General features: G+C 75.5%; 21 protein-coding genes and 1 pseudogene. 5 read left to right on the top strand and 17 right to left on the bottom strand.

What is annotated here, in order from left to right:
- Window positions 1-93: 93 nt before the first annotated feature.
- The 9 genes and pseudogenes from BUB17_RS19540 to rimP all read right to left on the bottom strand — a co-directional run bounded on the left by BUB17_RS19540 (window position 94) and on the right by rimP (window position 7,733).
- Window positions 94-1,122: a DHH family phosphoesterase gene (locus BUB17_RS19540; protein WP_072920357.1), complete on the bottom strand. Its 1,029-nt coding sequence runs from the start codon at window positions 1,120-1,122 to the stop codon at window positions 94-96.
- The gene (locus tag BUB17_RS19535) at window positions 1,119-1,361 is read right to left on the bottom strand and encodes a hypothetical protein (protein ID WP_072920356.1); all 243 of its coding nucleotides are present in this window, start codon (window positions 1,359-1,361) and stop codon (window positions 1,119-1,121) included. The genes BUB17_RS19540 and BUB17_RS19535 overlap by 4 nt, the downstream gene beginning before the upstream one ends.
- On the bottom strand, window positions 1,358-1,873 hold the full coding sequence (gene rbfA / locus BUB17_RS19530; RefSeq protein WP_072920355.1) for a 30S ribosome-binding factor RbfA: 516 nt from the start codon (window positions 1,871-1,873) through the stop codon (window positions 1,358-1,360). The genes BUB17_RS19535 and rbfA overlap by 4 nt, the downstream gene beginning before the upstream one ends.
- A 125-nt stretch (window positions 1,874-1,998) precedes the next feature.
- On the bottom strand, window positions 1,999-2,295 hold the full coding sequence (locus BUB17_RS19525) for a DUF503 domain-containing protein (protein WP_072920354.1): 297 nt from the start codon (window positions 2,293-2,295) through the stop codon (window positions 1,999-2,001).
- A gap of 171 nt (window positions 2,296-2,466) precedes the next feature.
- Complete coding sequence (gene infB, locus BUB17_RS27970; RefSeq protein WP_244277387.1) at window positions 2,467-4,299, bottom strand: translation initiation factor IF-2; 1,833 nt, start codon at window positions 4,297-4,299, stop codon at window positions 2,467-2,469.
- A 1,050-nt stretch (window positions 4,300-5,349) separates the two neighbouring features.
- A pseudogene (locus BUB17_RS28315) lies at window positions 5,350-5,493 on the bottom strand (translation initiation factor IF-2 N-terminal domain-containing protein); the annotation flags it as partial.
- A gap of 67 nt (window positions 5,494-5,560) precedes the next feature.
- The gene (locus tag BUB17_RS25650) at window positions 5,561-5,962 is read right to left on the bottom strand and encodes a YlxR family protein (RefSeq protein WP_208983501.1); all 402 of its coding nucleotides are present in this window, start codon (window positions 5,960-5,962) and stop codon (window positions 5,561-5,563) included.
- 41 nt (window positions 5,963-6,003) lie between these two features.
- Window positions 6,004-7,149, bottom strand: coding sequence for a transcription termination factor NusA (gene nusA / locus BUB17_RS19510; protein ID WP_072920352.1), 1,146 nt, complete (start codon window positions 7,147-7,149; stop codon window positions 6,004-6,006).
- Entirely contained in the window at window positions 7,146-7,733 is a 588-nt protein-coding gene (gene rimP, locus BUB17_RS19505; protein WP_072920351.1) for a ribosome maturation factor RimP, read from the bottom strand. The genes nusA and rimP overlap by 4 nt, the downstream gene beginning before the upstream one ends.
- 220 nt (window positions 7,734-7,953) lie before the next feature.
- Here rimP and BUB17_RS19500 point away from each other — a divergent pair, with 220 nt between their 5' ends.
- Together BUB17_RS19500 and BUB17_RS19495 are read left to right on the top strand one after the other, a co-directional pair.
- A complete protein-coding gene (locus BUB17_RS19500; protein WP_072920350.1) occupies window positions 7,954-8,475 on the top strand; it encodes a hypothetical protein in 522 nt (173 codons plus the stop codon).
- A 15-nt stretch (window positions 8,476-8,490) separates the two neighbouring features.
- Window positions 8,491-8,949, top strand: a complete 459-nt coding sequence (locus tag BUB17_RS19495) for a ferritin-like domain-containing protein (protein WP_072920349.1) — start codon at window positions 8,491-8,493, stop codon at window positions 8,947-8,949.
- A 179-nt stretch (window positions 8,950-9,128) separates the two neighbouring features.
- On the opposite strand, the gene BUB17_RS19490 is transcribed toward BUB17_RS19495, so the two are convergent.
- The 5 genes from BUB17_RS19490 to dxr all read right to left on the bottom strand — a co-directional run bounded on the left by BUB17_RS19490 (window position 9,129) and on the right by dxr (window position 15,940).
- A complete protein-coding gene (locus BUB17_RS19490; RefSeq protein WP_072920348.1) occupies window positions 9,129-11,027 on the bottom strand; it encodes a penicillin-binding transpeptidase domain-containing protein in 1,899 nt (632 codons plus the stop codon).
- Between the two features lie 163 nt (window positions 11,028-11,190).
- Entirely contained in the window at window positions 11,191-12,108 is a 918-nt protein-coding gene (locus tag BUB17_RS19485) for a GNAT family N-acetyltransferase (protein WP_244277385.1), read from the bottom strand.
- A 23-nt stretch (window positions 12,109-12,131) separates the two neighbouring features.
- Window positions 12,132-13,295 carry a flavodoxin-dependent (E)-4-hydroxy-3-methylbut-2-enyl-diphosphate synthase gene (gene ispG, locus BUB17_RS19480; protein ID WP_072920347.1) on the bottom strand — a complete coding sequence of 388 codons (1,164 nt, stop codon included), beginning with the start codon at window positions 13,293-13,295 and terminating at the stop codon, window positions 12,132-12,134.
- A 64-nt stretch (window positions 13,296-13,359) separates the two neighbouring features.
- Window positions 13,360-14,724, bottom strand: a complete 1,365-nt coding sequence (locus BUB17_RS19475; protein ID WP_072920346.1) for a M50 family metallopeptidase — start codon at window positions 14,722-14,724, stop codon at window positions 13,360-13,362.
- 10 nt (window positions 14,725-14,734) lie between these two features.
- The gene (gene dxr / locus BUB17_RS19470) at window positions 14,735-15,940 is read right to left on the bottom strand and encodes a 1-deoxy-D-xylulose-5-phosphate reductoisomerase (RefSeq protein ID WP_072920345.1); all 1,206 of its coding nucleotides are present in this window, start codon (window positions 15,938-15,940) and stop codon (window positions 14,735-14,737) included.
- Between the two features lie 79 nt (window positions 15,941-16,019).
- Between dxr and BUB17_RS19465 the strand changes: the two genes are divergently transcribed.
- The 3 genes from BUB17_RS19465 (at window position 16,020) to BUB17_RS19455 (ending at window position 18,647) form a co-directional block, all read left to right on the top strand.
- The gene (locus BUB17_RS19465) at window positions 16,020-16,346 is read left to right on the top strand and encodes a DUF2631 domain-containing protein (protein ID WP_072920344.1); all 327 of its coding nucleotides are present in this window, start codon (window positions 16,020-16,022) and stop codon (window positions 16,344-16,346) included.
- 367 nt (window positions 16,347-16,713) lie between these two features.
- Window positions 16,714-17,667: a hypothetical protein gene (locus tag BUB17_RS19460; RefSeq protein WP_072920343.1), complete on the top strand. Its 954-nt coding sequence runs from the start codon at window positions 16,714-16,716 to the stop codon at window positions 17,665-17,667.
- 2 nt (window positions 17,668-17,669) lie between these two features.
- The gene (locus tag BUB17_RS19455) at window positions 17,670-18,647 is read left to right on the top strand and encodes an LCP family protein (RefSeq protein WP_072920342.1); all 978 of its coding nucleotides are present in this window, start codon (window positions 17,670-17,672) and stop codon (window positions 18,645-18,647) included.
- 6 nt (window positions 18,648-18,653) lie between these two features.
- Here the strand turns inward: BUB17_RS19455 and BUB17_RS19450 are convergent, their stop codons facing one another.
- The 3 genes from BUB17_RS19450 to BUB17_RS19440 form a co-directional block, all read right to left on the bottom strand.
- The gene (locus tag BUB17_RS19450; protein ID WP_072920341.1) at window positions 18,654-19,370 is read right to left on the bottom strand and encodes a VIT1/CCC1 transporter family protein; all 717 of its coding nucleotides are present in this window, start codon (window positions 19,368-19,370) and stop codon (window positions 18,654-18,656) included.
- Window positions 19,367-20,542 carry a dual-specificity RNA methyltransferase RlmN gene (rlmN, locus tag BUB17_RS19445; RefSeq protein WP_072920365.1) on the bottom strand — a complete coding sequence of 392 codons (1,176 nt, stop codon included), beginning with the start codon at window positions 20,540-20,542 and terminating at the stop codon, window positions 19,367-19,369. The genes BUB17_RS19450 and rlmN overlap by 4 nt, the downstream gene beginning before the upstream one ends.
- 63 nt (window positions 20,543-20,605) lie before the next feature.
- On the bottom strand, window positions 20,606-21,775 hold the full coding sequence (locus BUB17_RS19440) for a hypothetical protein (protein ID WP_072920340.1): 1,170 nt from the start codon (window positions 21,773-21,775) through the stop codon (window positions 20,606-20,608).
- Between the last annotated feature and the right edge of the window lie 171 nt (window positions 21,776-21,946).

Here is a 21,946-nt window from a genome sequence, read left to right as displayed (position 1 = left end):
GACGTCCCTGCGTGGCGGGATCGGCGATCTCGCTCGGCTGAGGGGTCGGATCCGTGCGAGATCGGCGATCCCGACGGAAGGGGGACGACCGGGTCATCGAGCGGCGGCCAGCTCCTGGCGGATGCGGGCCAGCGTCGTCTCGCGGTCCTCGTGCGAGGTGAAGCCGGCGGCGGCGCGGTGGCCGCCGCCGCCCAGGGCCATGGCGACGCGCGCGACGTCGGTGGCGCCGCGGGAGCGCAGCGACACCGACCACGTGCCGTCGTCCTGGCCCTTGAGCACACAGGCCACGTCGGCCTCCTGGGTGGAGCGGACGACGTCGACCAGCGCCTCGAGCTGCTCACCGGGCAGACCGTGCTCGGCGGCCTCCGCGGTGCTCGACCAGGTCCACACCAGGCCGGCGCCGACCTCGGTCTCCAGCACGGCGCGGCCGGCGACGACCGAGAGCAGCCCGAGCCAGGCGAACGGCGCGGTGTCGAACAGCCGCTGGCTGATCGTGGCGTGGTCGATGCCGGTGGCCAGCAGCCGGGCCGCGAGGTCGTGGGTGTCCGGGCGGGTGCTGCCGAACCGGAAGGACCCGGTGTCGGCCGTCAGCCCGGCGTAGAGGCAGGTGGCCAGCCGCTCGTCGAGGGGGACGCCGAGGCCGTCGAGCAGGTCGGCGACGAGGACGACGGTCGCCGGCGCTGAGGGGTCGACGACGCGGACGTCGCCGAAGCCGGGGTTGCTCGCGTGGTGGTCGACGACCACGGACGTGCCCGCGCCCGTCAGGAGCCCGGCCAGCTCGCCCAGCCGGCCGGGCGATGCGGCGTCGAGGCTCACGAACACGTCCGGGGACGCCGGCACCGCCGACGAGGGCACCAGTCCCTCGGCGCCGGGCAGCCAGGCCAGCGACGGCGGCAGGGTGAACGGGTCCGGGAAGGTGGTCAGCACGCGGGCACCGCGGCGCCGCAGCCCCTCGGCGAGAGCGAGCGTGCTGCCCAGCGCGTCGGCGTCGGGCTGCACGTGCCCGGAGAGGACGACGGTGGCCCGGGTCGCCGCCGCCTCGGCGAGGACGGCGGCGGCCCGGTCGGTCGGGCGGGCGTCCGGCGGGAGGGGGTCGGCGCCTCGCGGGAGGGAGACGGTCACGACTCCGGGCCGGGGTCGGCGACCGGGGCCGCGTTCGCCTCCTCGGTCACCAGCCCGCCACCGACCGGGTAGCCCCGGCCGTCGTCGGGCTCGTCGGAGGCGATGCTCGGCGCCTCGCCGATCTCGCCGCGCTTGCCGCCGCGCGTCGGGTCGCCCGCGTCCGGCTCGGGACGGCCACCCAGCTCGGAGCGGCCCTGTCCCTCGTCCGGCAGGTTCGGGTCGGGGTCGTTCTCGCTCATGAGGCGCTCCTGCTCCGGGTGGGCTCGGCGACAGTGTCATCGGCAGTCCCGCCGGAGGACCGGTCCTCGGCGGAGTCGTCCTCGTCGTCGTCCTCGGGGGGACGGCGGTAGGGGTCGGCATCGCCGGCGTAGGTGGCCCCCGCGCGGATGCGGGCCAGCTCGGCGTCGGCGTGCCGGACCCGCTCGAGCGCCTCGTCGAGCTCGCGGGCGGTGTCGGGCACGTGGTCGGCGACGAAGGTGAGCGTGGGCACGAACTTGATGCCCGTCTGCCTCCCCACCGTCGACCGCAGCACGCCGGTGGCCGACGCGAGCGCCTTGGCGGAGTCCTCGACCTCGGTGGCGTCGCCGTAGACGGTGTAGAAGACGGTCGCCTCGCGCAGGTCGCTGGTCACCCGCGCGTCGGTGACGGTCACCATGCCCAGGCGCGGGTCCTTGATCTGCATCTCGATCGCGGCGGAGACGATCTGGCGGATGCGCACCGCCAGCTTGCGGGCGCGGGCCGGGTCGGCCACGGCGGACCTCCGTGGGTCGGGGCGTCACGAGGTGGACGCCGGGTTGATGGGACATGGGCCGCGGCGGTCGGCCTCCTCGCAGGGGCCCACGGCGAGCTCGCGAGTCGTGGGGCGAGGGGGTCCAGCTACTGATCGGTGTCGCTGAACAGCTGCCGGTGCGTCGAGAGCAGCGTCACCTCCGGCCGCTCGGCCAGCAACCGCTCGCAGGCGTCGAGGACGTCGCTCACCTGACCGGCGTCCCCGGCGACGGTGGCCACCCCGACCTGCACGCGGCGGTGCAGGTCCTGGTCGCCGACCTCGGCGGCGGCCACGGCGTACCGGCGCCGCAGCTCGGCCACGATCGGCCGCACGACGGCGCGCTTGCCCTTGAGCGAGTGGACGTCGCCCAGCAGCAGGTCAGCGGTCAGCGACCCGGTGAACACCCGACTCCGTCCCGGGCCCCGCCCCGAGCTCTGACGGCCCCCGTGCAGGGTCCCGCCGCGAGCTCGCGAGCGGCGGGGGCCGAGGGTGCCCTCCCCGGGGAGGACGGGGTCCTGTCTCTGCGCAGGCCACGCGGCCGCGGCCGGGGGGTACCCGGCCGCGGCCGTCGCGGATCACGCGCGCGGCTTCTCGCGCATCTCGAAGGTCTCGATGACGTCCTCGACCTTGATGTCGTTGAACGACCCGAGACCGATACCGCACTCGTAGCCGTCGCGGACCTCGGTCACGTCGTCCTTGAAGCGACGCAGTGACTCGACGGTGAGGTTGTCGGCGACGACGACACCGTCGCGGACCAGCCGGGCCTTCGAGTTCCGGGTGATCGTCCCGCTGCGGACGATGGAGCCCGCGACGTTGCCGATGCGCGGCACGCGGAAGACCTCGCGGACCTCCGCCGAGCCGAGCGAGACCTCCTCGTACTCCGGCTTGAGCATGCCCTTGAGGGCCGCCTCGATCTCCTCGATCGCCTGGTAGATGACCGAGTAGTACCGGACGTCCACGCCCTCGCGGTTGGCGAGCTCGGTGGCCTGACCCTCGGCCCGGACGTTGAAGCCCAGGACGATCACGTCGTCGGCCAGCGCCAGGTCGATGTCGCTCTTCGTGATGCCACCGACGCCGCGGTGGATGACCCGCAGCGAGATGTCGTCGCTCACCTCGATCTTCATCAGCGCCTCCTCGAGCGCCTCGACGGTGCCCGAGTTGTCGCCCTTGATGATCAGGTTGAGCTGACGGTTCTCCTTGAGCGCCGCGTCGAGGTCCTCGAGGCTGATCCGCTTGCGCATGGAGGCGTTCTGCGCGTTGCGGATGCGGGCCTGGCGACGGTCGGCGATCTGCCGCGCCACCCGGTCCTCCTCGACGACCAGGAAGGTGTCGCCGGCACGGGGCACCGAGGTGAGACCCACGACCTGCACGGGGCGGGCCGGCAGGGCCTCCTTCAGCTTGTTGCCGTGCTCGTCGAGCAGCGACCGGACCCGACCGTAGGCGTCGCCGGCCACGATCGAGTCGCCCTGGCGCAGGGTGCCGCGCTGGACGAGCACCGTGGCGACGGGGCCGCGGCCCTTGTCCAGCTTGCCCTCGATGACCACACCCTGCGGGTCCTGCTCGGTGTTGGCGCGCAGGTCCAGCGAGGCGTCGGCGGTCAGCAGGATCGCCGTGAGGAGCTCGTCGAGGCCCAGGCGCTGGGTCGCGGAGACGTCGACGAACATCGTGTCGCCGCCGTACTCCTCGGCCACCAGCCCGTACTCGGTGAGCTGCTGACGGATCTTGGCGGGGTTGGCCCCCTCTTTGTCGATCTTGTTGACCGCGACCACGATCGGCACCTCGGCGGCCTGGGCGTGGTTGAGCGCCTCGACCGTCTGCGGCATGACGCCGTCGTCGGCCGCCACGACCAGGACCACGATGTCGGTCACCTTCGCGCCACGCGCACGCATCGCGGTGAACGACTCGTGACCCGGGGTGTCGATGAACGTGATGGGCCGTTCGTTGTCCTCGAGCTCGGTGACGATCTGGTAGGCGCCGATGTGCTGGGTGATGCCGCCGGCCTCCCGCGCCACCACGTTGGTGTTGCGGAGGGCGTCCAGCAGCTTGGTCTTGCCGTGGTCGACGTGACCCATGACGGTCACCACCGGCGGGCGGGCCTCCCAGTCCTCCTCGTCACCCTCGTCGCCGAAGGTCAGGTCGAAGGTCTCGAGCAGCTCGCGGTCCTCGTCCTCGGGGCTGACCACCTGGATGTCCCAGTCGATCTCGGCACCGAGCAGCTGCAGCGTCTCGTCGTTGACCGACTGGGTCGCGGTGACCATCTCGCCCAGGTGGAACAGGGCGGTGACCAGCGCGGCCGGCTGTGCGCCGATCTTCTCGGCGAGGTCGGTCAGCGAGGCGCCACGGGGCAGCCGGACGGTCTGCCCGTTGCCACGCGGCAGGCTGACGCCGCCCATGCTGGGCGCCGCCATGGAGTCGAACTCCTGACGCCGCTGCTTCTTGGACTTGCGCCCGCGGACCGGGCCACGCCCGCCGGGACGACCGAAGGCGCCCGCGGTGCCCGCACCGGAGCCACCACGGCCACGGCCACGGCCGCCGCCGCCGCCAGCGCGGAAACCACCGCCGGCGGGAGCGCCACCGCCACCGCCACCGGGGCCACCGCCGCCGGGACGGAAGCCACCGCCGCCGCCACCACCGCCGGGACCACCCGGGCGGCCACGGCCACCGGCACCGCCGGGGCCACCGGGGCCACCGCCGGGCCGGCCGGCCGGACGCGGCGGCATCATGCCGGGGGAGGGACGCTGCGGCATCATGCCCGGGTTCGGGCGCGGACCGCCGGGACCGGCCGCGGGACGCGGACCGCCGGCACCGGGACCCGGACGGGAACCGGCCGCCGGGCGCGGACCGCCGGCACCGGGACCCGGACGGGAACCGCCGGGGCCGGCCGGACCGGGGCGCGGCCCACCGGCCGCCGGGCCCGGACGCGGGCCACCGGCCGCGGGGCCGGGACGCGGCGCACCACCGGACGGAGCCGGCCGCGGAGCGCTGCTGAAGGGGTTGTTGCCCGGGCGCGGGGCCGCGCGCGGGCCCGGCCGGGGACCGGGCGACGGAGCGGCCGGACGCGCTCCCGGGGTGGCGCCGCCAGCTGAACCGGGACGCGGAGCACCGGGACGCGGGCCACCGGGCGCCGCGGGCGGCTGCTGGGTCGGCGCGCTGGCCGCAGGGGCCTCCGGCGCCGGCGCGGTCGGTCGCGGACCGGGGACGGGCGCACCGGGACGGGCCGCGCCCGACCCCGGGCCCGCGCCCGGGCGCGGGCCCGGGGTCGGCGCGCCGGGGGCGCGGGTCACCGGCGGCTGCGGCGCGGGAGCCGGAGCGGACGGCGCGGCGGGGGCAGCAGGGACGGACGGCGCGGACGGAGCCGCGGCGGCCGGGGCCTGCGGGGCAGCGGGCGCGCTCGGACGCGGGGCGGGCCTGGGAGCCGCCTGGCCGCCGCCGTTGCCGGTGCTGCTGCCGAGTGCCTCCCGGAGCCGCCGGGCCACGGGGGCCTCGACGGTCGAGGAAGCGGACTTCACGAACTCGCCCTGCTCCTTGAGCTTGGCGAGCACGGTCTTGCTGTCGACACCGAACTCCTTGGCGAGTTCGTGTACGCGGGCTTTGCCTGGCACGGATCTCCTCTTTGTGAGGCCGGCGGCTTGCCCGCGCGACCTCGTCGTCAGTACTGCATGTGGCTGGTCATCTGGGGGACTTCACGGCTTGCTCATCCGACGACGTCCTGCTCTCGACGTGCGGACCCACCGGGCGCGGGTCCGTCTGTGTTGGTGCGGTTGTCGTTCGTGCGGTGCTCGTTCGTGTGCTGTCGCCCGTCCGGGCCCCGTTCCCCGCCGGCGCCGGAGACGGCGCGCCGAGGACGTGGTCCCGGAGCGGACCGGCCTCCACCGGGGTGCTGCCGCCTCCGGGGAGGCGCAGCGCCCGGAGGAAGGCCCGGCGTCGCTCCGCTGTGCGCAGGCACTCCGGTGTGGGGTGCAGCGAGGCGCCCCGGCCGGGGAGCCTCCGTCGCGGGTCGGGGACGAGGGTCCCGTCGCGGGCGACGACGCGCAGCAGGTCGGTGACCGGAGCGCGCTTCCGGCAGCCCACACAGGTGCGCACCGGGATCGACGTTTCGGCCACCCTGCACTCTAGCGCGCTGAGGGCCCCGGGTGTTCCGGGCTGCGGCCACCGGGCACCCGACCGGGGCGTGCGCCGCCACCTGGCCTCCCCGGGCGGCCGCCAGGTGCTCCGCCGTGCGCGGCCGCCGCACCCGAGCGCAACGGGGCGCGCCCCACTCCGGGCGAGGGCGCGGCGTCGTCGGGCTGGGCGTCGCTGCGGATGTCGATGCGGCAGCCGGTCAGCCGCGCGGCGAGCCGGGCGTTCTGCCCCTCCTTGCCGATGGCCAGCGACAGCTGGAAGTCGGGGACCACCACCCGCACCGCCTTGGCCTTGGGGTCGACCAGCTGCGCGCTGTTCACCCGCGCGGGGCTCAGCGCCGAGGCCACGAACGTCGCGGGGTCGTCGGACCAGTCGACGATGTCGATCTTCTCGCCGTGCAGCTCGCTCATGACGTTGCGCACCCGCTGCCCCATCGGGCCGATGCACGCGCCCTTGGCGTTGAGCCCGGCCACCGCGGTGCGGACGGCGATCTTCGAGCGGTGCCCGGCCTCGCGCGCGACCGCGACGATCTCCACGCTGCCGTCGGCGATCTCGGGGACCTCGAGCGCGAAGAGCTTGCGGACCAGGTTGGGGTGGGTGCGGGAGACGGTGACCTGCGGGCCGCGGTAGGTGCGCGCGACCGACACCACGTAGGCCTTGAGCCGGCTGCCGTGCGGATAGCTCTCCCCCGGCACCTGCTCGGCGGCGGGCAGCACGGCCTCGACCTTGCCGATGTCGACGAGCACCGTGCCGCTGGCGTTGCGCCGCTGGTCGGCCTGCACGATGCCGCTGACGATGTCGCCCTCCTTGCCCGCGTACTCGCCGAAGGTCTGCTCGTGCTCGGCGTCGCGCAGCCGCTGGACGATGACCTGCTTGGCGGTGCTGGCCGCGATCCGGCCGAAGTCCGAGGGGGTGTCGTCCCACTCGCGGACGACCTCGCCGTCCGGCCCGAGCTCCTGGGCGAGCACCGCGACCTCGCCGGTCTTGCGGTCGACGTGCACCCGCACGTGCTTGCTCGCGCCGTCGGCGTGCCGGTACGCGGTCACCAGGGCCGTCTCGATGGCCTCGATGACCGTGTCGGCCGGGATGCCCTTCTCCCGCTCGACCGCCTTGAGGGCGGTCACGTCGATGTTCACTGTCCTCCTCCGTCGTCGTCGTCCGCGGGATCCGGCTCGTCGTGCGGCTCGCTGTCCCCGCCGGCCCCCGGCCGGCCGAACTCGACCTGCACCCGCCCGGCGCCCAGCTCCGGCCACGGCACCTGCCGTCGGGTGGGCGGCCGCTTCCTCGCCCCGGGCTTGCCCCCGGCTTCCACCGCGAGGATCACCCCGTGGCCGTCGACCTCGAGCACCCGGGCGATCACCTGCTCGGGAGAGCTCTCGGGGCCCACGGAAACGGTGACCAGCCGCCCGGTGTTGCGCCGCCAGTGCCGCGGCTCGGTCAGCGGCCGGTCGACCCCGGGGCTGGTGACCTCCAGCACGTAGGGAGCGCTGCCGAACTCGCCGTCGTGTTCGTCGAGGGCCGTGGACACCGCGCGGCTGACCTCGGCGACGTCGTCGAGGGTCACCCCGGCGTCCCGGTCGACCACGACCCGGACGATGCTGCGCCGGCCGGCCGGGGTGACGACCAGTTCCTCCAGGTCGTACCCGGCGGCCTCGACGACCGGCGCGACGAGTCCGGCCATGCGGGTGGCGACGGGGTCGGTGCGGGGGGCGGCGGACACGGCTCCCTCCCTTCCCTGGCTCGGTCGGCGGCGCGCGCACGGTGGGGCCGGCGCCCCTCGTCCCGGCCAGGCGGGGGAGCGCCGGACACACCGCCGGCCTGGTACCGGGCGGAGGGTCAGGTTACCGCCCTCCTGCCCGGCGCGAGACCGGGCGGCCGGGAGGAACCCGCCCGCGGTGTGCTCCCGGCCGGGCAGGTGCGGGGCTGAGAGGATGGCGGCGATGCCCCCCGTTCTCGTCCCCGTCCCCGCGGGCTCCACCCGCCGCGCCTTCCTGGCGGGCTCGGCGGGGCTCGCCCTCCTCGTCGCCGGCTGCACGGCGGGCTCCGCGGACGCTCCGGCGGTGAGCACCGAGGAGGCCGACCGGCTGGCCGGGCAGGTCGCCGTCCAGGAGGCCGTCGTCGCCGCCTACGCCGCGGCGACGACGGCCGACCCCGCCCTCGCGCTGAGCGACCTGGCCGCCCAGGCCACCGAGCAGCTCGACCGGCTGCGGGCGGCCGCGCCGTCCTCGACCGCGTCCTCGACCGCGTCCTCGACCGCGTCCTCGACCGCGTCGCCGGCCGCGTCCTCCTCCGCTCCCGCGGTTCCCCCGGCCGGCGCGGACGTGCGCACCTGGCTGCGCGAGCAGGTGGCCGGCGCGGCGAGCGCCCACGCGCGGGCCTGCGCCGGGCAGACCGGCGCCCGTGCGGCGCTGCTCGGGTCGATCGCCGCGGGGCTGCGCGGGCACGAGGCGGCACTGGCGTGAGAGAGGGGCAGGGGCGTGGCTGACGACGGCCTCCTCGACGAGGGCACCGAGACCGCGGCGCTGAACGAGGTGGTCGCCGCCGAGCACGCCGCCGTGTGGGGGTACGGCACCGTGGGTGCGGCGCTGCCGGAGGACGCCCGCGGGCCCGCGGCGGCCGCGGAGGTCGCCCACCGGGACGCCCGCGACCGGCTGGTGGCGCTGCTGGAGTCCCGCGGCGCCGACCCGGTGCCCCGCCGGGCGGGCTACAGCCTCCCCTTCCCGGTCCTGTCGGTGGTGGACGCCGCGACGCTGGCCGTCGTCCTCGAGGAGGGGGTGTCCGCCGCGTGGGTGCGGCTGCTCGACCAGGCCGTGGAGTCCGCCGTGCGCGAGCTCGCGGTCGAGGAGCTGGGTGCCGCGGAGGTGCGCGCCGTCGGCTGGCGCACCTCTGCCGGCCGGATCCCGGTCACCGACGCGTTCCCCGGCCTGCCCCGGTAGGGCCCGCTCGCCCCCGTTCGTCGACGATCACGGTGTCCGGGTGGCGACACGCGGTGGAGCCCCGCGGGTCACCACCACAGCTCCATGGTCGTCGCGAGGCACGCCGGAGGTGGGCGACGACCCGCCGAGGCCGGGGACCCGGACCGAATCCGGCACCGAGGCCCTGACCCGGCAGCCCCTCAGCCGCCCAGCCCGCCGAGGAAGGCGTCGGTGACGTCGACGGCCACGCTGCTGGACTGACCGGTCTCCACCAGGACCGCGAACGCCAGATCACCCTGCGGCCCGGCCAGCTGGTAGCCCATGAACCAGCCGTGGGCGTCCGGCGGGGTGTTGCTGCCGTACTCGGCGGTGCCGGTCTTGCCGTACACCTCGCCGCGGTCGGTCAGCGCGCGCGCCGTCCCGGAGAGCACGACCTGGCGCATCATCGGCCGCAGCGCCTCCAGCACCGCGGCGTCCGGACCGGCCGGCGTCGGGCCGGCCGGCTCGGCGCCGACGACCTCGACCGGCACCGCCGCAGTGCCGCCGGCCACCCCCGCCGCGACGAGGGCCAGCTGCGCGGGGCTCATGAGCACCTGGCCCTGGCCGATCGCGTTGGCCGCCTTCGTCGTCCCGGTGCTGTCGGCGGGCACCTCGCCGCTGAAGACGTCGACCGGGAGCTGCCAGTCGGTGCCCACGCCGTAGGACGCGGCGGCCGCGGCGAGGGCGTCGTCGGGCAGCTGCAGCCCCTGCTGCATGAAGGTCGTGTTGCAGGACTGCGCGAAGGCCTCGGTGAACGGCACGGTGCCCAGGTCGAACTGGTCGGCGTTCTCGAACTCGCGGCCGTCGACGACGAAGGTGCCCGGGCAGGCGACCGGCGTCTGCGGGGTGAGCGTGCCGGTGGCCAGCAGCGCGGTGGCGCTGATCGTCTTCATGCTCGATCCCGGCGGGTACCGGCCGGTCAGCGCGTTGCCCGCCGCGGCCGCCTCGTTGGAGGACACCGCCACGATCTCCCCCGTGCCGGGCCGGACGACGACCAGGTGGGTCGGCAGCTGCTGGGTGGCGACGGCGGCGTCGGCGGCGGTCTGCACGGCGCGCACCAGCGGCGTCTGCACCGGCTCGCCGGGCACCGGCTGGACCGCGTCGATCTCCCGGCCGGTGTCGCCGGTGGTCTCGTCGGCGCTGACCACGGTGACGGTGAAGCCGGGGGTGCCGGTGAGCTGTTCCTGGAGGGCGCGCTGCAGCCCGGAGAGGCCCAGGTCGTCGCCGGCGGCGTAGACCGGCGCGCCGTCCTCGGCGGTCTCCTCGAGCACCTCGGCGGTCGCCGGGCCGACCCGGCCGAGCAGGGCGGAGGCGAAGCGGGGGCTGGGCGCGAGCAGCCGGGTGTCGGTGGGGAAGACCGCGCCGGGCAGGTCGAACACCTGCGCGCGGATGGCCTCGAAGTCCGGACGGCGCAGCGCGATGACCGGGACGAACTGGCCGGCCGGCGCGGCTCGGACGTCGGCGACGATCTCCTCGGCGGCGATCCCGGTGGCCGCCGACAGCCCGGCGGCCAGCGCGGGCAGGTCGGTGACCTGGGCCGGGTCGACGCCGACGTTGACGATCTCGGTGGGGGCGAACAGTGGCTGGCCGGCCGCGTCGGTGATGGCGGCGCGCTCGGGCAGTCGCCGCTCGAGCAGCAGCCGCTGGCCCTCTCCCAGCTCCGGGTGGACGAGGGCGGGCTCGGCGACGACGTCCCAGCCCTCGTCGGCCTCCTGCAGCCGCAGGGTGGCCGGGTAGCTCCAGTCGGGCGCGGCCGCCAGGTCCCAGGTGGCGGTCCAGCCGACGCTGGCCGTGCCGTCCTCGACGGACACCTCGCCGAGTTCGGGGCTCAGCGTGGCCTCGGGCAGGTCGGTGGCGGTCTGCTCCAGCAGCGTGGTCGCCGCGGCGGGGTCGGTGGTCGCCCCGGCGGCGGCTGCGGTGTCCCCGGCCGCCCAGTCGGCGAGGAAGGCCTCCGCTGCGGACCGGACGTCGTCCTCGGCGTTCCCCGAGCAGGCGGCCAGCACCGGCACGGCGAGCAGCGTCAACGTGGACCCCAGGACCGTCCCCCGACGTGTGCGCACGGGGAGACAGCGTTCCAGACGCTCGCGCCGATCCCCGGGAGGCAGGCCCCCCGGATGGGCTCGCCGCGAGCCCGGTGACGTACGGGATCGGCCACCCGTCAGGGCCCTCCGCCTGAGGTCGCGCGCCTGAGCTCGCGAGGCGTGGGGGAAGGGTGGTCCTCTGTCAGAAGAGGACGCTGGCGAACCGCCCGACCTCGCGGAACCCGACGCGCGCGTAGGCCGCGCGGGCGGGGCCGTTGAAGTCGTTGACGTAGAGGCTGACCACCGGCGCGATCGCGGTGCGGGCGTACTCGACGACGGCTGCCATGCCCGCGGTACCGATGCCGCGGCCGCGGTGGGCGGGGGCGACCCACACGCCCTGCACCTGGCTGACGCTGCGGGACACCGCGCCGATCTCGGCCTTGAACAGCACCTCGCCGCGCTCGATCCACGCCAGCGACTGCCCGGCGCGGACCAGGTCGGCCACGCGCGCGCGGTAGCCGGCGCCGCCGTCGACCCGCAGCGGGCTGACCCCGACCTCCTCGGTGAACATCGCCACCGCCGCCGGCAGCAGGACGTCGATCTCGACCGGGCGCACCGGGCGCACCCGGGGCTCGGGGGCGACCGCCGGCGGCCCCTCGATGGCCAGCAGCGGCTGCCGGGGCCGGTGGTCGCGGGGCGGACCCCAGGTGGGCGCCAGCAGCTCCCACAGCGGGTCCACGGACGCGGCCGGGCCGACGATGGTCGAGCACCGCCGGCCCGCGCGGCGGGCGCGGTCGGCGAAGGCCGTCGCCGCCGCAGGCTCCGCGCCGGGCAGGGCGAAGGGGATCAGGTTCGCCCCGGCCAGGCAGACCGCGTCCAGCGAGCGCCCGCTGCCCAGCCCCCACAGCGGTGCGCCGAGGGCCGCGGCGGCGGTGCCGGCCGCCTCCACCCGCCCAGCGAGGACGCACGCGGCCACCGGGTCGCTGGCGAGCAGGGCGCGGACGGCGGGCTCGTCGGTCTCGTCGAGGACCCGCGCCGTCGGGGTGGTGGCGTGGGCGGAGGACACCGGGGTGGTGGGGTGGGTGGGAGGCACCGGGGTGGTGGCGTGGGCGGAGGACACCGGCGTGCGCCGCACCGGGACGGTCAGGCGACGGTGACGACGGGCGAGCCGGACGGCGCGCCGTCGGCGGCGGTCATGCCGTCCGCCAGGCGCATTGCCTCCTCGATCAGCGTCTCCACGATCTGCGACTCCGGCACGGTCTTGACGACCTCGCCCTTGACGAAGATCTGGCCCTTGCCGTTGCCCGAGGCCACGCCCAGGTCGGCCTCGCGGGCCTCGCCCGGGCCGTTGACGACGCAGCCCATGACGGCCACCCGCAGCGGCACCTCGAGCCCGTCGAGCCCTGCGGTGACCTCGTCGGCCAGCGTGTAGACGTCGACCTGGGCGCGCCCGCAGGACGGGCAGCTGACGATCTCCAGGCCGCGCTGCTTGAGGTTCAGCGACTCGAGGATCTGGGTGCCGACCTTGACCTCCTCGGCCGGCGGGGCGGAGAGGGAGACGCGGATGGTGTCGCCGATGCCCTGGCTCAGCAGCGCACCGAAGGCGACGGCGGACTTGATGGTGCCCTGGAAGGCGGGGCCGGCCTCGGTGACGCCGAGGTGCAGCGGGTAGTCGCACTGCGCGGCCAGCAGCTCGTAGGCGCGCACCATGACCACCGGGTCGTTGTGCTTGACCGAGATCTTGATGTCGCGGAAGCCGTGCTCCTCGAACAGCGAGCACTCCCAGAGCGCCGACTCGACCAGCGCCTCGGGGGTGGCCTTGCCGTACTTGGCGAGCAGCCGCTTGTCGAGCGACCCGGCGTTGACGCCGATCCGGATGGGGATGCCGGCGCCCTGGGCCGCCCGGGCGATCTCGCCGACCTTGTCGTCGAACTTCTTGATGTTGCCCGGGTTGACCCGGACGGCGGCGCAGCCGGCGTCGATCGCGGCGAAGACGTAGCGCGGCTGGAAGTGGATGTCGGCGATGACCGGGATCTGCGACTTCCTGGCGATGATCGGCAGCGCCTCGGCGTCGTCGGTGTCCGGGACGGCGACCCGCACGATCTGGCACCCCGAGGCGGTGAGCTCGGCGATCTGCTGCAGCGTGGCGTTGATGTCGGCGGTCTTGGTCGTCGTCATCGACTGCACGCTGACCGGGTGGTCGCTGCCGACACCGACGTCGCCGACCATGAGCTGGCGGGTCTTGCGCCGGGGCGCGAGGACGGGCGGGGGTGCAGCGGGCATGCCGAGGCCGACGGGGATCGCCATGTACCCCAGTATCGCGCTCCACGGAGGTCGGTGCCGGTGACGTGGGGTGGAACACCCGCCGGGGCTACTGCAGGGTGATCGGGTTGACGACGTCGGCGATCAGCAGCAAGCCCGAGAGCACGACGAACAGGCCCGCCACGACGTAGGCGACCGGCATCAGCCGCGCGATGTCGAACGGGCCGGGGTCGGGGCGGCCACGCAGCCGGGCGACGACGGCGCGCGCCTTCTCGTACAGCGCGCCGGCGACGTGCCCGCCGTCGAGCGGGTAGATCGGCAGCAGGTTGAACAGGAACAGCACCAGGTTGATGCTGGCCAGCAGCTGCACGAAGGTGCTGACCTTCTCCATGGTGGTCAGCTCCGGGATGGAGAACACCTCGCCGGAGATGCGGCCGACGCCCACGACGCCGATCGGCCCGTTGGGGTCGCGCTCCTCACCCAGGAACGCCGCGCGGAACAGCTGCGGGATGCGCTCGGGGATCTCGACCAGCCGCTCGACGGCGTTCGTCACGATCATCCCGAAGTAGCCGGGGATCGCCGAGGCGTCCTGCCGGGCCAGCTCGACGCTCGGCGAGATCCCGAGGTAGCCGGCGGTCGTCGTCCCCTCGGTGGGGTCGGTCGGATCGGCGTAGACCGTGTTGGGGATCGGCGTGACGCTGAGCCGCTGCCGCGCGCCGTCCCGCTCGATGGTGAGGTCGAGCGGCTGACCGGGGCTGGTGCGGATCGCCTCCTGCACCGTCGTCCAGCTGTCGTACGCGGTCGGGTCCAGCGGCCGGCCGTCGATGGCGACGATCGTGTCGCCGGGACGCAGACCGGCGGCCGCGGCGGGGCTCTGCTGGGGCAGCGCGCAGCCCGGCGTCCCCTCCTCGCAGGTCTGTCCCGCCGGGTCGACCGGCACCGTGCAGGGGTCGGTCCCGGCCTGGACCGCGGCAGTGGTGGGGAGCACGCAGGCCGGGACGCTGCGGACCGACGTGGTCAGCACGCTGGTGCCGACGACGGTCAGCAGCACCGTGAAGAGCAGCACCGCCAGCACCAGGTTGTGGAAGGGGCCGGCGAACATGACGATGACCCGCTGCCACCAGGGCTTGGCGTAGAAGACCCGGCCCTCGTCGCCGGGGCGGACGTCGTCGAGCGCGGCGCCGCGCACCTCGGCGATGAACGAGCGCATGCGGGTGGCCCGCGTGCTCTCGTTCTCCTCGGCCGGCGGGATCATCCCGACGATGCGGATGTAGCCGCCGAGCGGGACGGCCTTGACCCCGTACTCGGTCTCCCCGCGGGTGCGGGAGAAGAGCGTCGGGCCGAAGCCGACCATGAACTGCGGCACCCGCATGCCGAACTTCCGGGCCCAGAAGAAGTGCCCGTACTCGTGGAAGGCGATCGAGAAGAGGAGCCCGGCCGCGAAGGCGGCGATCCCGAGGACGGTCAGCAGCAACCCGCTCAGCTCAGCCTCCGACGATCACACTCCCGGCGTGCCGCCGGGCCCACCCCTCCGCCGCCAGGACGTCCTCGACGCAGGTGGGGGCGCCGAGGTCCGGCGCGTCGTCGAGGGTACGCGCGACGAGGTCCACGATGCCCCGGAACGGCAGCCGACCCGCCCGGAACGCCGCCACCGCCTCCTCGTTGGCCGCGTTGTAGACCGCCGGGGCCACGCCCGCCGTCTCGCCGGCGGAGCGGGCCAGCGCGACGGCCGGGAACGCCTCGTCGTCCAGCGGCGCGAACTCCCAGGTGCTCGCCGCCGACCAGTCCAGCGGCGGCTGCACGTGCGGCAGCCGATCGGGCCAGGCCAGGGCCAGCGCGATGGGCAACCGCATGTCCGGCGGGCTGGCCTGGGCGATGGTCGCGCCGTCGGCGAAGGTCACCATCGAGTGCACGATCGACTGCGGGTGCACCACGACGTCGATGTCGGCGAAGGGGACGTCGAAGAGCAGGTGCGCCTCGATGAGCTCCAGGCCCTTGTTGACGAGCGTCGCGGAGTTGATCGTCACGACCGGGCCCATGGCCCACGTCGGGTGCGCCAGCGCCTGCTCGACCGTGACGTCGGCCAGCTCGGCGGCGGTGCGGCCGCGGAACGGCCCGCCGCTGGCGGTGAGCACCAGGCGGGCCACCTCGCTCCTGTGCCCGCCGCGCAGGCACTGCGCCAGGGCCGAGTGCTCGGAGTCGACCGGCACCAGCTGGCCGGGCGCGGCTGCCGCGGTGACCAGCTCCCCGCCGACCACCAGCGACTCCTTGTTGGCCAGCGCGACGGTGCGGCCGGCCTGCAGCGCGGCCAGCGTGGGCCGCAGCCCGATCGAGCCGGTGATGCCGTTGAGGACGACGTCGGCCGGGCGGGCGGCGAGCTCCTCGGCCGCCCGCGGGCCGGCGAGGATCTCCGGCAGCGCGTACTCCCCCCGGGACCAGCCGCGCTGGGAGGCGGCGGCGTAGAAGGCCAGCTGGAGGTCCTGCGCGGCGGTCGCCTTAGCCACCGCGACGGTGCGGACGCCGAGGGAGAGCGCCTGCTCGGCCAGCCGGGCGACGTCCCCGCCACCGGCGGCCAGGCCGGTGATCCGCAGCCGGTCCGGGTTCTGCTGGGCCACCGCGACGGCCTGCCGGCCGATCGATCCGGTGGAGCCCAGCACCGTCACCTCGCGCACGCCGTCCACGGCGCGCATCCTCCCCGACGCTCCCCCGGGTCGACGCGCCGTCCTCCCTCGGCGGGTGGCGCATCAGGTGGGCTGGCAGGATGGCGGTGTGAGCGAGCAGACCCACCGTGAGCGGATCTCCGTGGACCACCCCGGAACGGGGCGGGTCAACCAGCCCGGTCGCGAGGAGGCCGTCGTCCGGGCCGACTCCCACCCCGTGGAGCACGAGCGCCCGGAGGAGTGGGGCTGGCACGGCGAGACCGGTCGGTGGGGCCGCATCGGCGCGGTGATCGCGATCCTGTTCATGCTGTCCTACCTCATCGGCAACCACGAGGGCCGGATCGAGGACCTCTGGGTCCTCGGCATCGCCGGCACGATGATCCTGATCATGATCGTCGACTGGCGGCGCCGCCGGAACGCCTGGCGCGCCAAGTAGCGCGACCGCACGAGAGGCCCGTCCCCTGCCGGGGGCGGGCCTCTCGTCGTTCGTGGGGGTCACGGACCGATCGCCGCGCGTCGCCTCGGGCGAGCGGAACGTCCACACCTGACGAGCCGGCCACGTGGTGCGAGACCCACCGGAACCGGATGTCAACTATCGCCCTCGAGCTCCGCCCATCGGGACCCTCCTCATGCAAGTGTGCCAGGCGCGACAGGTGGGCCTCCTGGGGCGACGTTCGTCAGATATGGCCGACGATGCGTCTGATCTTGGTGACTGTCAGCTACAGCTCGGACGGTCACCAGTCGATAGACAGTGCGAGAGAAGTCCGGAGTGCCCGGACTCCCGACCGAGCGGAGAGCCGCCGATGTCCCGCACCACAGCCCGCGCCGCAAGCCTGACCGGCCTGACCGCCACCACCGTCGTCACCGGCCTCCTGCTCGCCCCCGCCGCGTTCGCCGCGCCGGCCGCCGCCCCGGTCGTGACGCCGTCCACGGTCGCGGTGGGCGACGACTTCACCGTCTCCGGCAAGGGCTGCCTGCCCGACTCCGACCCGCTGAACCCCACCTCCGTCGAGCTGTTCATCGAGGACGGCACCGAGCTCGGTTACTGGGACTACGTCGACCCGGAGACGGACGGGAGCTGGTCGGCCACCCTCTCCTTCCTTGAGGGGACGGCGCCGGGGGACTACGTCATCGAGACCGCGTGCCTCGACTACCTGAACGAGGACCCGCGGTTCGTGTACCCGAACGCCACGGTGACCCTCAAGGGCGCCCCGGCGTCCACGCCGTCGACCCCCACCGAGACCGGGACCGGGACCGACACCGGGACCCCTTCCACCGAGGCGCCGCAGGCCAAGCCGACCGGCGAGATCCGTGGCAGCCAGGCCAACACCCCGGGCGTCAAGAGCCCGGATGGCGGCTCGGCCACCGGTGACACCGCGGCCCCGGGTCGCAAGGTCGTCAAGGTCCTCACCGGCTTCAAGCCCGGCGAGGTCGTCACGGTGACCCTGCACTCCACGCCGCAGACCATGGGCACCTTCACCGCCGACCAGAGCGGCACCGTGACGGTCGAGTTCACCGTCCCGGCCGGCACCCCCACCGGTGACCACACCCTGGTCTACGAGGGCGACATGGGCACCTACTTCCAGGAGTCCTTCACCGTGGCGGCGGCCGCGGCGACCTCGAACGCCTCCTCGAACCTGGCCTACACCGGCGCCGACGTCGCCCTCCCGCTGGGCCTGGGCGTGGGTGCCCTGGCGCTGGGTGGCGGCCTGGTGTTCGCCGCCCGCCGCCGGTCCGCGGAGGGCTCGCAGGCCTGAGCGTGACCGCACCGCACGACCCCGACGCCGGCCAGGGCTCCCCTGGCCGGCGTCGGCCGTTCCCGGGACGGCGGGCGTGGACGCGGATCGGCCTCGCCGTCCTCGTCCTGCTGCTGGTCGCGGTCTCCGTGGACATCGCGCTGCTCGCCGGCCGCGTCGACGAGGTGGCCGTGGAACTCGGCGCCGACGACTCCGACGGCCGGACCTGGGTGCTGGTCGGCCTGGACTCGCGGGACCGCCTGCCCGGCGGCGCGGACCCCGCCGCCTTCGGCACGCCCGAGGCCGTCCCCGGCACCCGGGCCGACGCGGTGGTCGTGGTCCACCAGACCGACGCCGGGACCAGGGTCCTGTCGCTTCCCCGGGACCTGCTGGTGATCCGGGACGAGCGGCGGACCCGGCTGACCCTCACCTGGCAAGGCGGCCCCCGAGAGACGGTGGACGTCCTCTGTTCCATCGGCATCGCCGCCGACCACCTGGTCACGGTCGACTTCGCGGGATTCGCCGAGGTCGTCGACGCGGCCGGCGGGCTCACGGTCGACGTGCCGGTCCCGGTACGCGACCCGGGCGCCGGGTTGGAGCTGCCGCGGGCCGGCGTGCAGCACGTCGACGGGCGCACCGCGCTTGCCCTGGTCCGCTCCCGGCACCCGCAGCACCTCGTCGACGGGGCGTGGACGCCGGTGCCGGTGGACCCGGACGGGCGGGCGTCGGCCGCAGGCACGGTGCTGAGCGCGCTGGTGGATGCCGTCCGCGGATCGCTCGTCCGGCCCTGGCGGCTGCAGGCCGTGGGGTGGGCGACCACCGGGGCGCTCACCGTCGACCCGGGGACCTCCGTGACCGATCTCGCCGCGCTCGCCGGCGCGGACCTCTCGACGGTCGAGGTGGTGCCGAGCGACCACCGGGACGGCGCCGTCCCGGTGGCTCTGCCGACCGCCGGGACGCGCGCCGCGATCGAGGCCGCCGGTCTGACCTGCGGCGGTTGACCGGCGTCAGGAGACGCCGACGCCGATCGCCAGTCCGATCGCGTAGGTGACCCCGGCGGCGACCGCGCCGAAGAGCAGCTGCCGCAGGGCGGCGTACCACCACGGCCGCGGCGTGAAGCGTGAGGACAGGGCGCCCGCCGCCGCCAGACCGAGTCCGCCGCACAGCAGCGCCGCCCACAGCAGTGAGAAGCCGAGCAGGTAGGGCAGCAGCGGGATCACCGCACCGGTGGCGAAGGTGAGGAACGAGGAGACCGCCGCCGTCCACGGCGAGGGCTTGTCGGCCGGGTTGAGCCCCAGCTCGGCGACCACGTGCAGCCGCAGCGCGGTGTCGGGGTCGCGGTGCAGCTGGACGGCGACCTGCTGGGCCAGGTCGGCGTCCACGCCGCGGACCCGCAGCATCTGCACCAGCTCGGCGAGCTCACCGCCGGGGTTGCGCTCGAGCTCCCGGCGCTCCTTCTCCACCTCGAGGTCGAGCTGCTCGTTCTGCGTGCGCACCGAGGTGTACTCCCCCAGCGCCATCGAGATGGCACCGGCGACCAGGCTGGCCACGCCGGACAGCACGATCGTGCGGGACGAGGCCCCACCGCCGCCGACGCCGGCGACGAGCGCGGTGTTGGTGACCAGCCCGTCCATGGCGCCGAAGACCGCGGCCCGGAGCCACCCGCCGGAGACGTCGGCGTGGCTGTGCTCGTGCGCCTCGGCGGCCGGGGCCCCCGAGCTCACTGGTCCGCCTCGGCGCCCATCTCCACCGGCGGCTCGAGGGACGGCTGCGGCAGCGCCACGGCCGGGACGCCGTCCACCCGGTCGGCCGCGGCCAGCTGCCCGCAGGCGCCGTCGATGTCCTGTCCGCGGGTGTCGCGGACCGTCGTCGGCACGCCGTGGGCGCGCAGCCGGGCGACGAACTCGCGCTGGGCGGGCAGCGGGCTGGCGTCCCACTTGCTGCCCGGCGTCGGGTTCAGCGGGATGAGGTTGACGTGCGCCCGCCGGTCGGTGAGCAGCCGGCCGAGCAGGTCGGCGCGCTCGGGCTGGTCGTTGACGTCGCGGATCAGCGCGTACTCCACCGAGTACCGGCGGCCGGTGCGCTCGGCGTAGGCGTCGGCCGCGGCCACCACCTCGTCGACCTTCCAGCGCGTGTTGATCGGCACCAGGGTGTCGCGCAGCTCGTCGTCGGGCGCGTGCAGGCTGACCGCGAGGGTGACGTGCAGCCCCTCCTCGGTGAGCCGCCGGACCGCCGGGACGACGCCGACCGTGGAGACCGTCACCGAGCGCTGGGACAGGCCCAACCCGTGCGGCGCCGGGGTCACCAGCGCGTCGAGGGTCTTGCGGACCCGCGCGTAGTTGGCCAGCGGCTCGCCCATGCCCATGAAGACGACGTTGGACAACCGCCCGGGCCCACCGGGGACCTCGCCGTTCGCCATCGCCGCGGCGGCCGCGACCGCCTGGCCGATGATCTCCGCGGCCGAGAGGTTGCGGGTCAGCCCGTTCTGGCCGGTGGCGCAGAAGGGGCAGGCCATGCCGCAGCCGGCCTGACTGGAGATGCAGACCGTGGCACGGTCCGGATAGCGCATGAGCACGCTCTCCACCAGCGCGCCGTCGTGCAGCCGCCACAGCGTCTTGCGGGTGCGGCCGCCGTCGGCGCTCGACGTCCGCACCGGCGTGAGCAGCCCGGGCAGCAGCGCGCCGGTGAGCTCCTCGCGGACCGCGGCCGGCAGGTCGGTCATCTGCGCCGGATCGGTCACCCCCCGGTAGAAGTGCCGGGCGAGCTGGTCGGCCCGGAAGGCGGGCTGGCCCAGCTCGGTGACCGCGGCGCGGGCCTCCTCACGGGTGAGGTCGGCCAGGTGTCGCGGCGGCTTGCCCCGGCGAGGGGCGTCGAAGACCAGGGGGAGGGCAGTCATGGCGCCCTCCATGGTCCCACCCCGCACCGGCGCGTGTGCCGCTCCGCAGGTGAGGTCGCTCGCTCAGGGCACCGGCCCCTCGGAGTCCGGAGCGGAGGCCTCCGGGGCCCCAGATGGTGGCGCGTCCGGCACGTCACCATCCGGTTCCCCGCCGTCCGGTCCCCCGCCGTCCGGTCCGTCGCCGTCCGGGTCGTCGCCGTCCGGGTCGTCGCCGTCCGGGTCGTCGCCGTCCGGGTCGGACGTCGGGGTGCCAGACGTGGGGACGTCGGTCGGGGTGGGCGGCTCCTCCGGGCCGGATGTCTCCGTCGGGCCGGGTGTCTCCGTCGGAATGGGTGCAGGGTCCTCGACGGGGACCTCCACCGACGGTGGCTCGGGCGTCGCCGGAGGTGCCGGCTCCCCGGTCCGGACCGGGTCCGCACCGGGCTCGCCGAGCAGGTCCGCGGGGGCTCCGACCGGCGCCTCGGGGAGCGCCGGCACGACGACCAGGGACAGCGACGCCTCGGGGGCCGGGACGGCCACCGGAGAGGGAGCAGGGCCCCTGGCGGGGCGGACCGGCACCGGAGCCGGGTCCCTGCGGAGGTCCGACGCCGGGAGCGTCGGCACCGCGGCGCTGGTCGTCGAGGTGGCCGGGACGGCGTCCGCGGTGCCGGGGGGCCGGGTGACGGGCGCGGCCGGAGCGGGTGCGGCGACCGCACCCGGCGAGGACTGCACGTCCGCGGTCGGGACCGGGCCGGCGGAGGACCGGGCCAGCACGGTGGCACCCGCGATGCCACCGGCGGTGAGCAGGGCGACCACCACGGCGACCGCCGCCCGGCGCCGGGGCCGTGCGCGCGGGGCCACGACGACCCGGGGGCGCACGGTCTCGGCCACGACGGGGTGGGGCGCCACGACGGGGTCCGAACCCTCGGCGGGGAACGGCTCCGGGCCGCCGTCCTCGGGCGCAGGACGCTCCGGGCCGCCGTCCTCGGGCGCGACGGGCCCCACCGAGGCTCCCGCCGCGTCGCCCTCCTGACCGCCGCCCTCCGGGTCCCCGCCCTCGGGGACGTCCGCCGGCGGGTCCCCGGCGTCCGCCTCGGGCTCGGTCAGCCACCCGGGCAGCCAGGCCTGCTCCCAGCCGTCGGCCGGTGACGCCGGGACCCCCTCCGCCGGTGCCCGCTCGATCGGGCACCCGCCGGCGGCCGGCCGGCCCGGGGTCGACCTCCCCCTCGTCGTCCTGCCGTGCCGCCATCGCACCTCCAGCCACTCATCGTCACCGCCGTCTCACGCAACGGAGTGGGACCATGGTGCCGGACGGGTCCGGCCGGGTCCCGCAGGCGCGACCGGGGACCGGCGCGAGGCTGCCCACACGGCCCGGACCGGCACGCGGTCCGGTGACGGAGCGGACGCGCAGCCAGCTAGCGTCGG

The organism is Geodermatophilus obscurus (assembly GCF_900143215.1).
GTDB lineage: Bacteria > Actinomycetota > Actinomycetes > Mycobacteriales > Geodermatophilaceae > Geodermatophilus > Geodermatophilus obscurus_A.
Note: the sequence above shows the minus strand (reverse complement) of the source record. Positions and strands in the feature narration are given on the sequence as shown.

Excerpts from the sequence above, each read along its gene's own strand:
- BUB17_RS19535 (WP_072920356.1), bottom strand. The coding sequence starts at position 1,361 with ATGAGCGAGAACGACCCCGACCCGAACCTGCCGGACGAGGGACAGGGC.
- infB (WP_244277387.1), bottom strand. The coding sequence starts at position 4,299 with ATGGCGGCGCCCAGCATGGGCGGCGTCAGCCTGCCGCGTGGCAACGGG.
- BUB17_RS19500 (WP_072920350.1), top strand. The coding sequence starts at position 7,954 with ATGCCCCCCGTTCTCGTCCCCGTCCCCGCGGGCTCCACCCGCCGCGCC.
- ispG (WP_072920347.1), bottom strand. The coding sequence starts at position 13,295 with ATGGCGATCCCCGTCGGCCTCGGCATGCCCGCTGCACCCCCGCCCGTC.
- dxr (WP_072920345.1), bottom strand. The coding sequence starts at position 15,940 with ATGCGCGCCGTGGACGGCGTGCGCGAGGTGACGGTGCTGGGCTCCACC.
- BUB17_RS19460 (WP_072920343.1), top strand. The coding sequence starts at position 16,714 with ATGTCCCGCACCACAGCCCGCGCCGCAAGCCTGACCGGCCTGACCGCC.
- rlmN (WP_072920365.1), bottom strand. The coding sequence starts at position 20,542 with ATGACTGCCCTCCCCCTGGTCTTCGACGCCCCTCGCCGGGGCAAGCCG.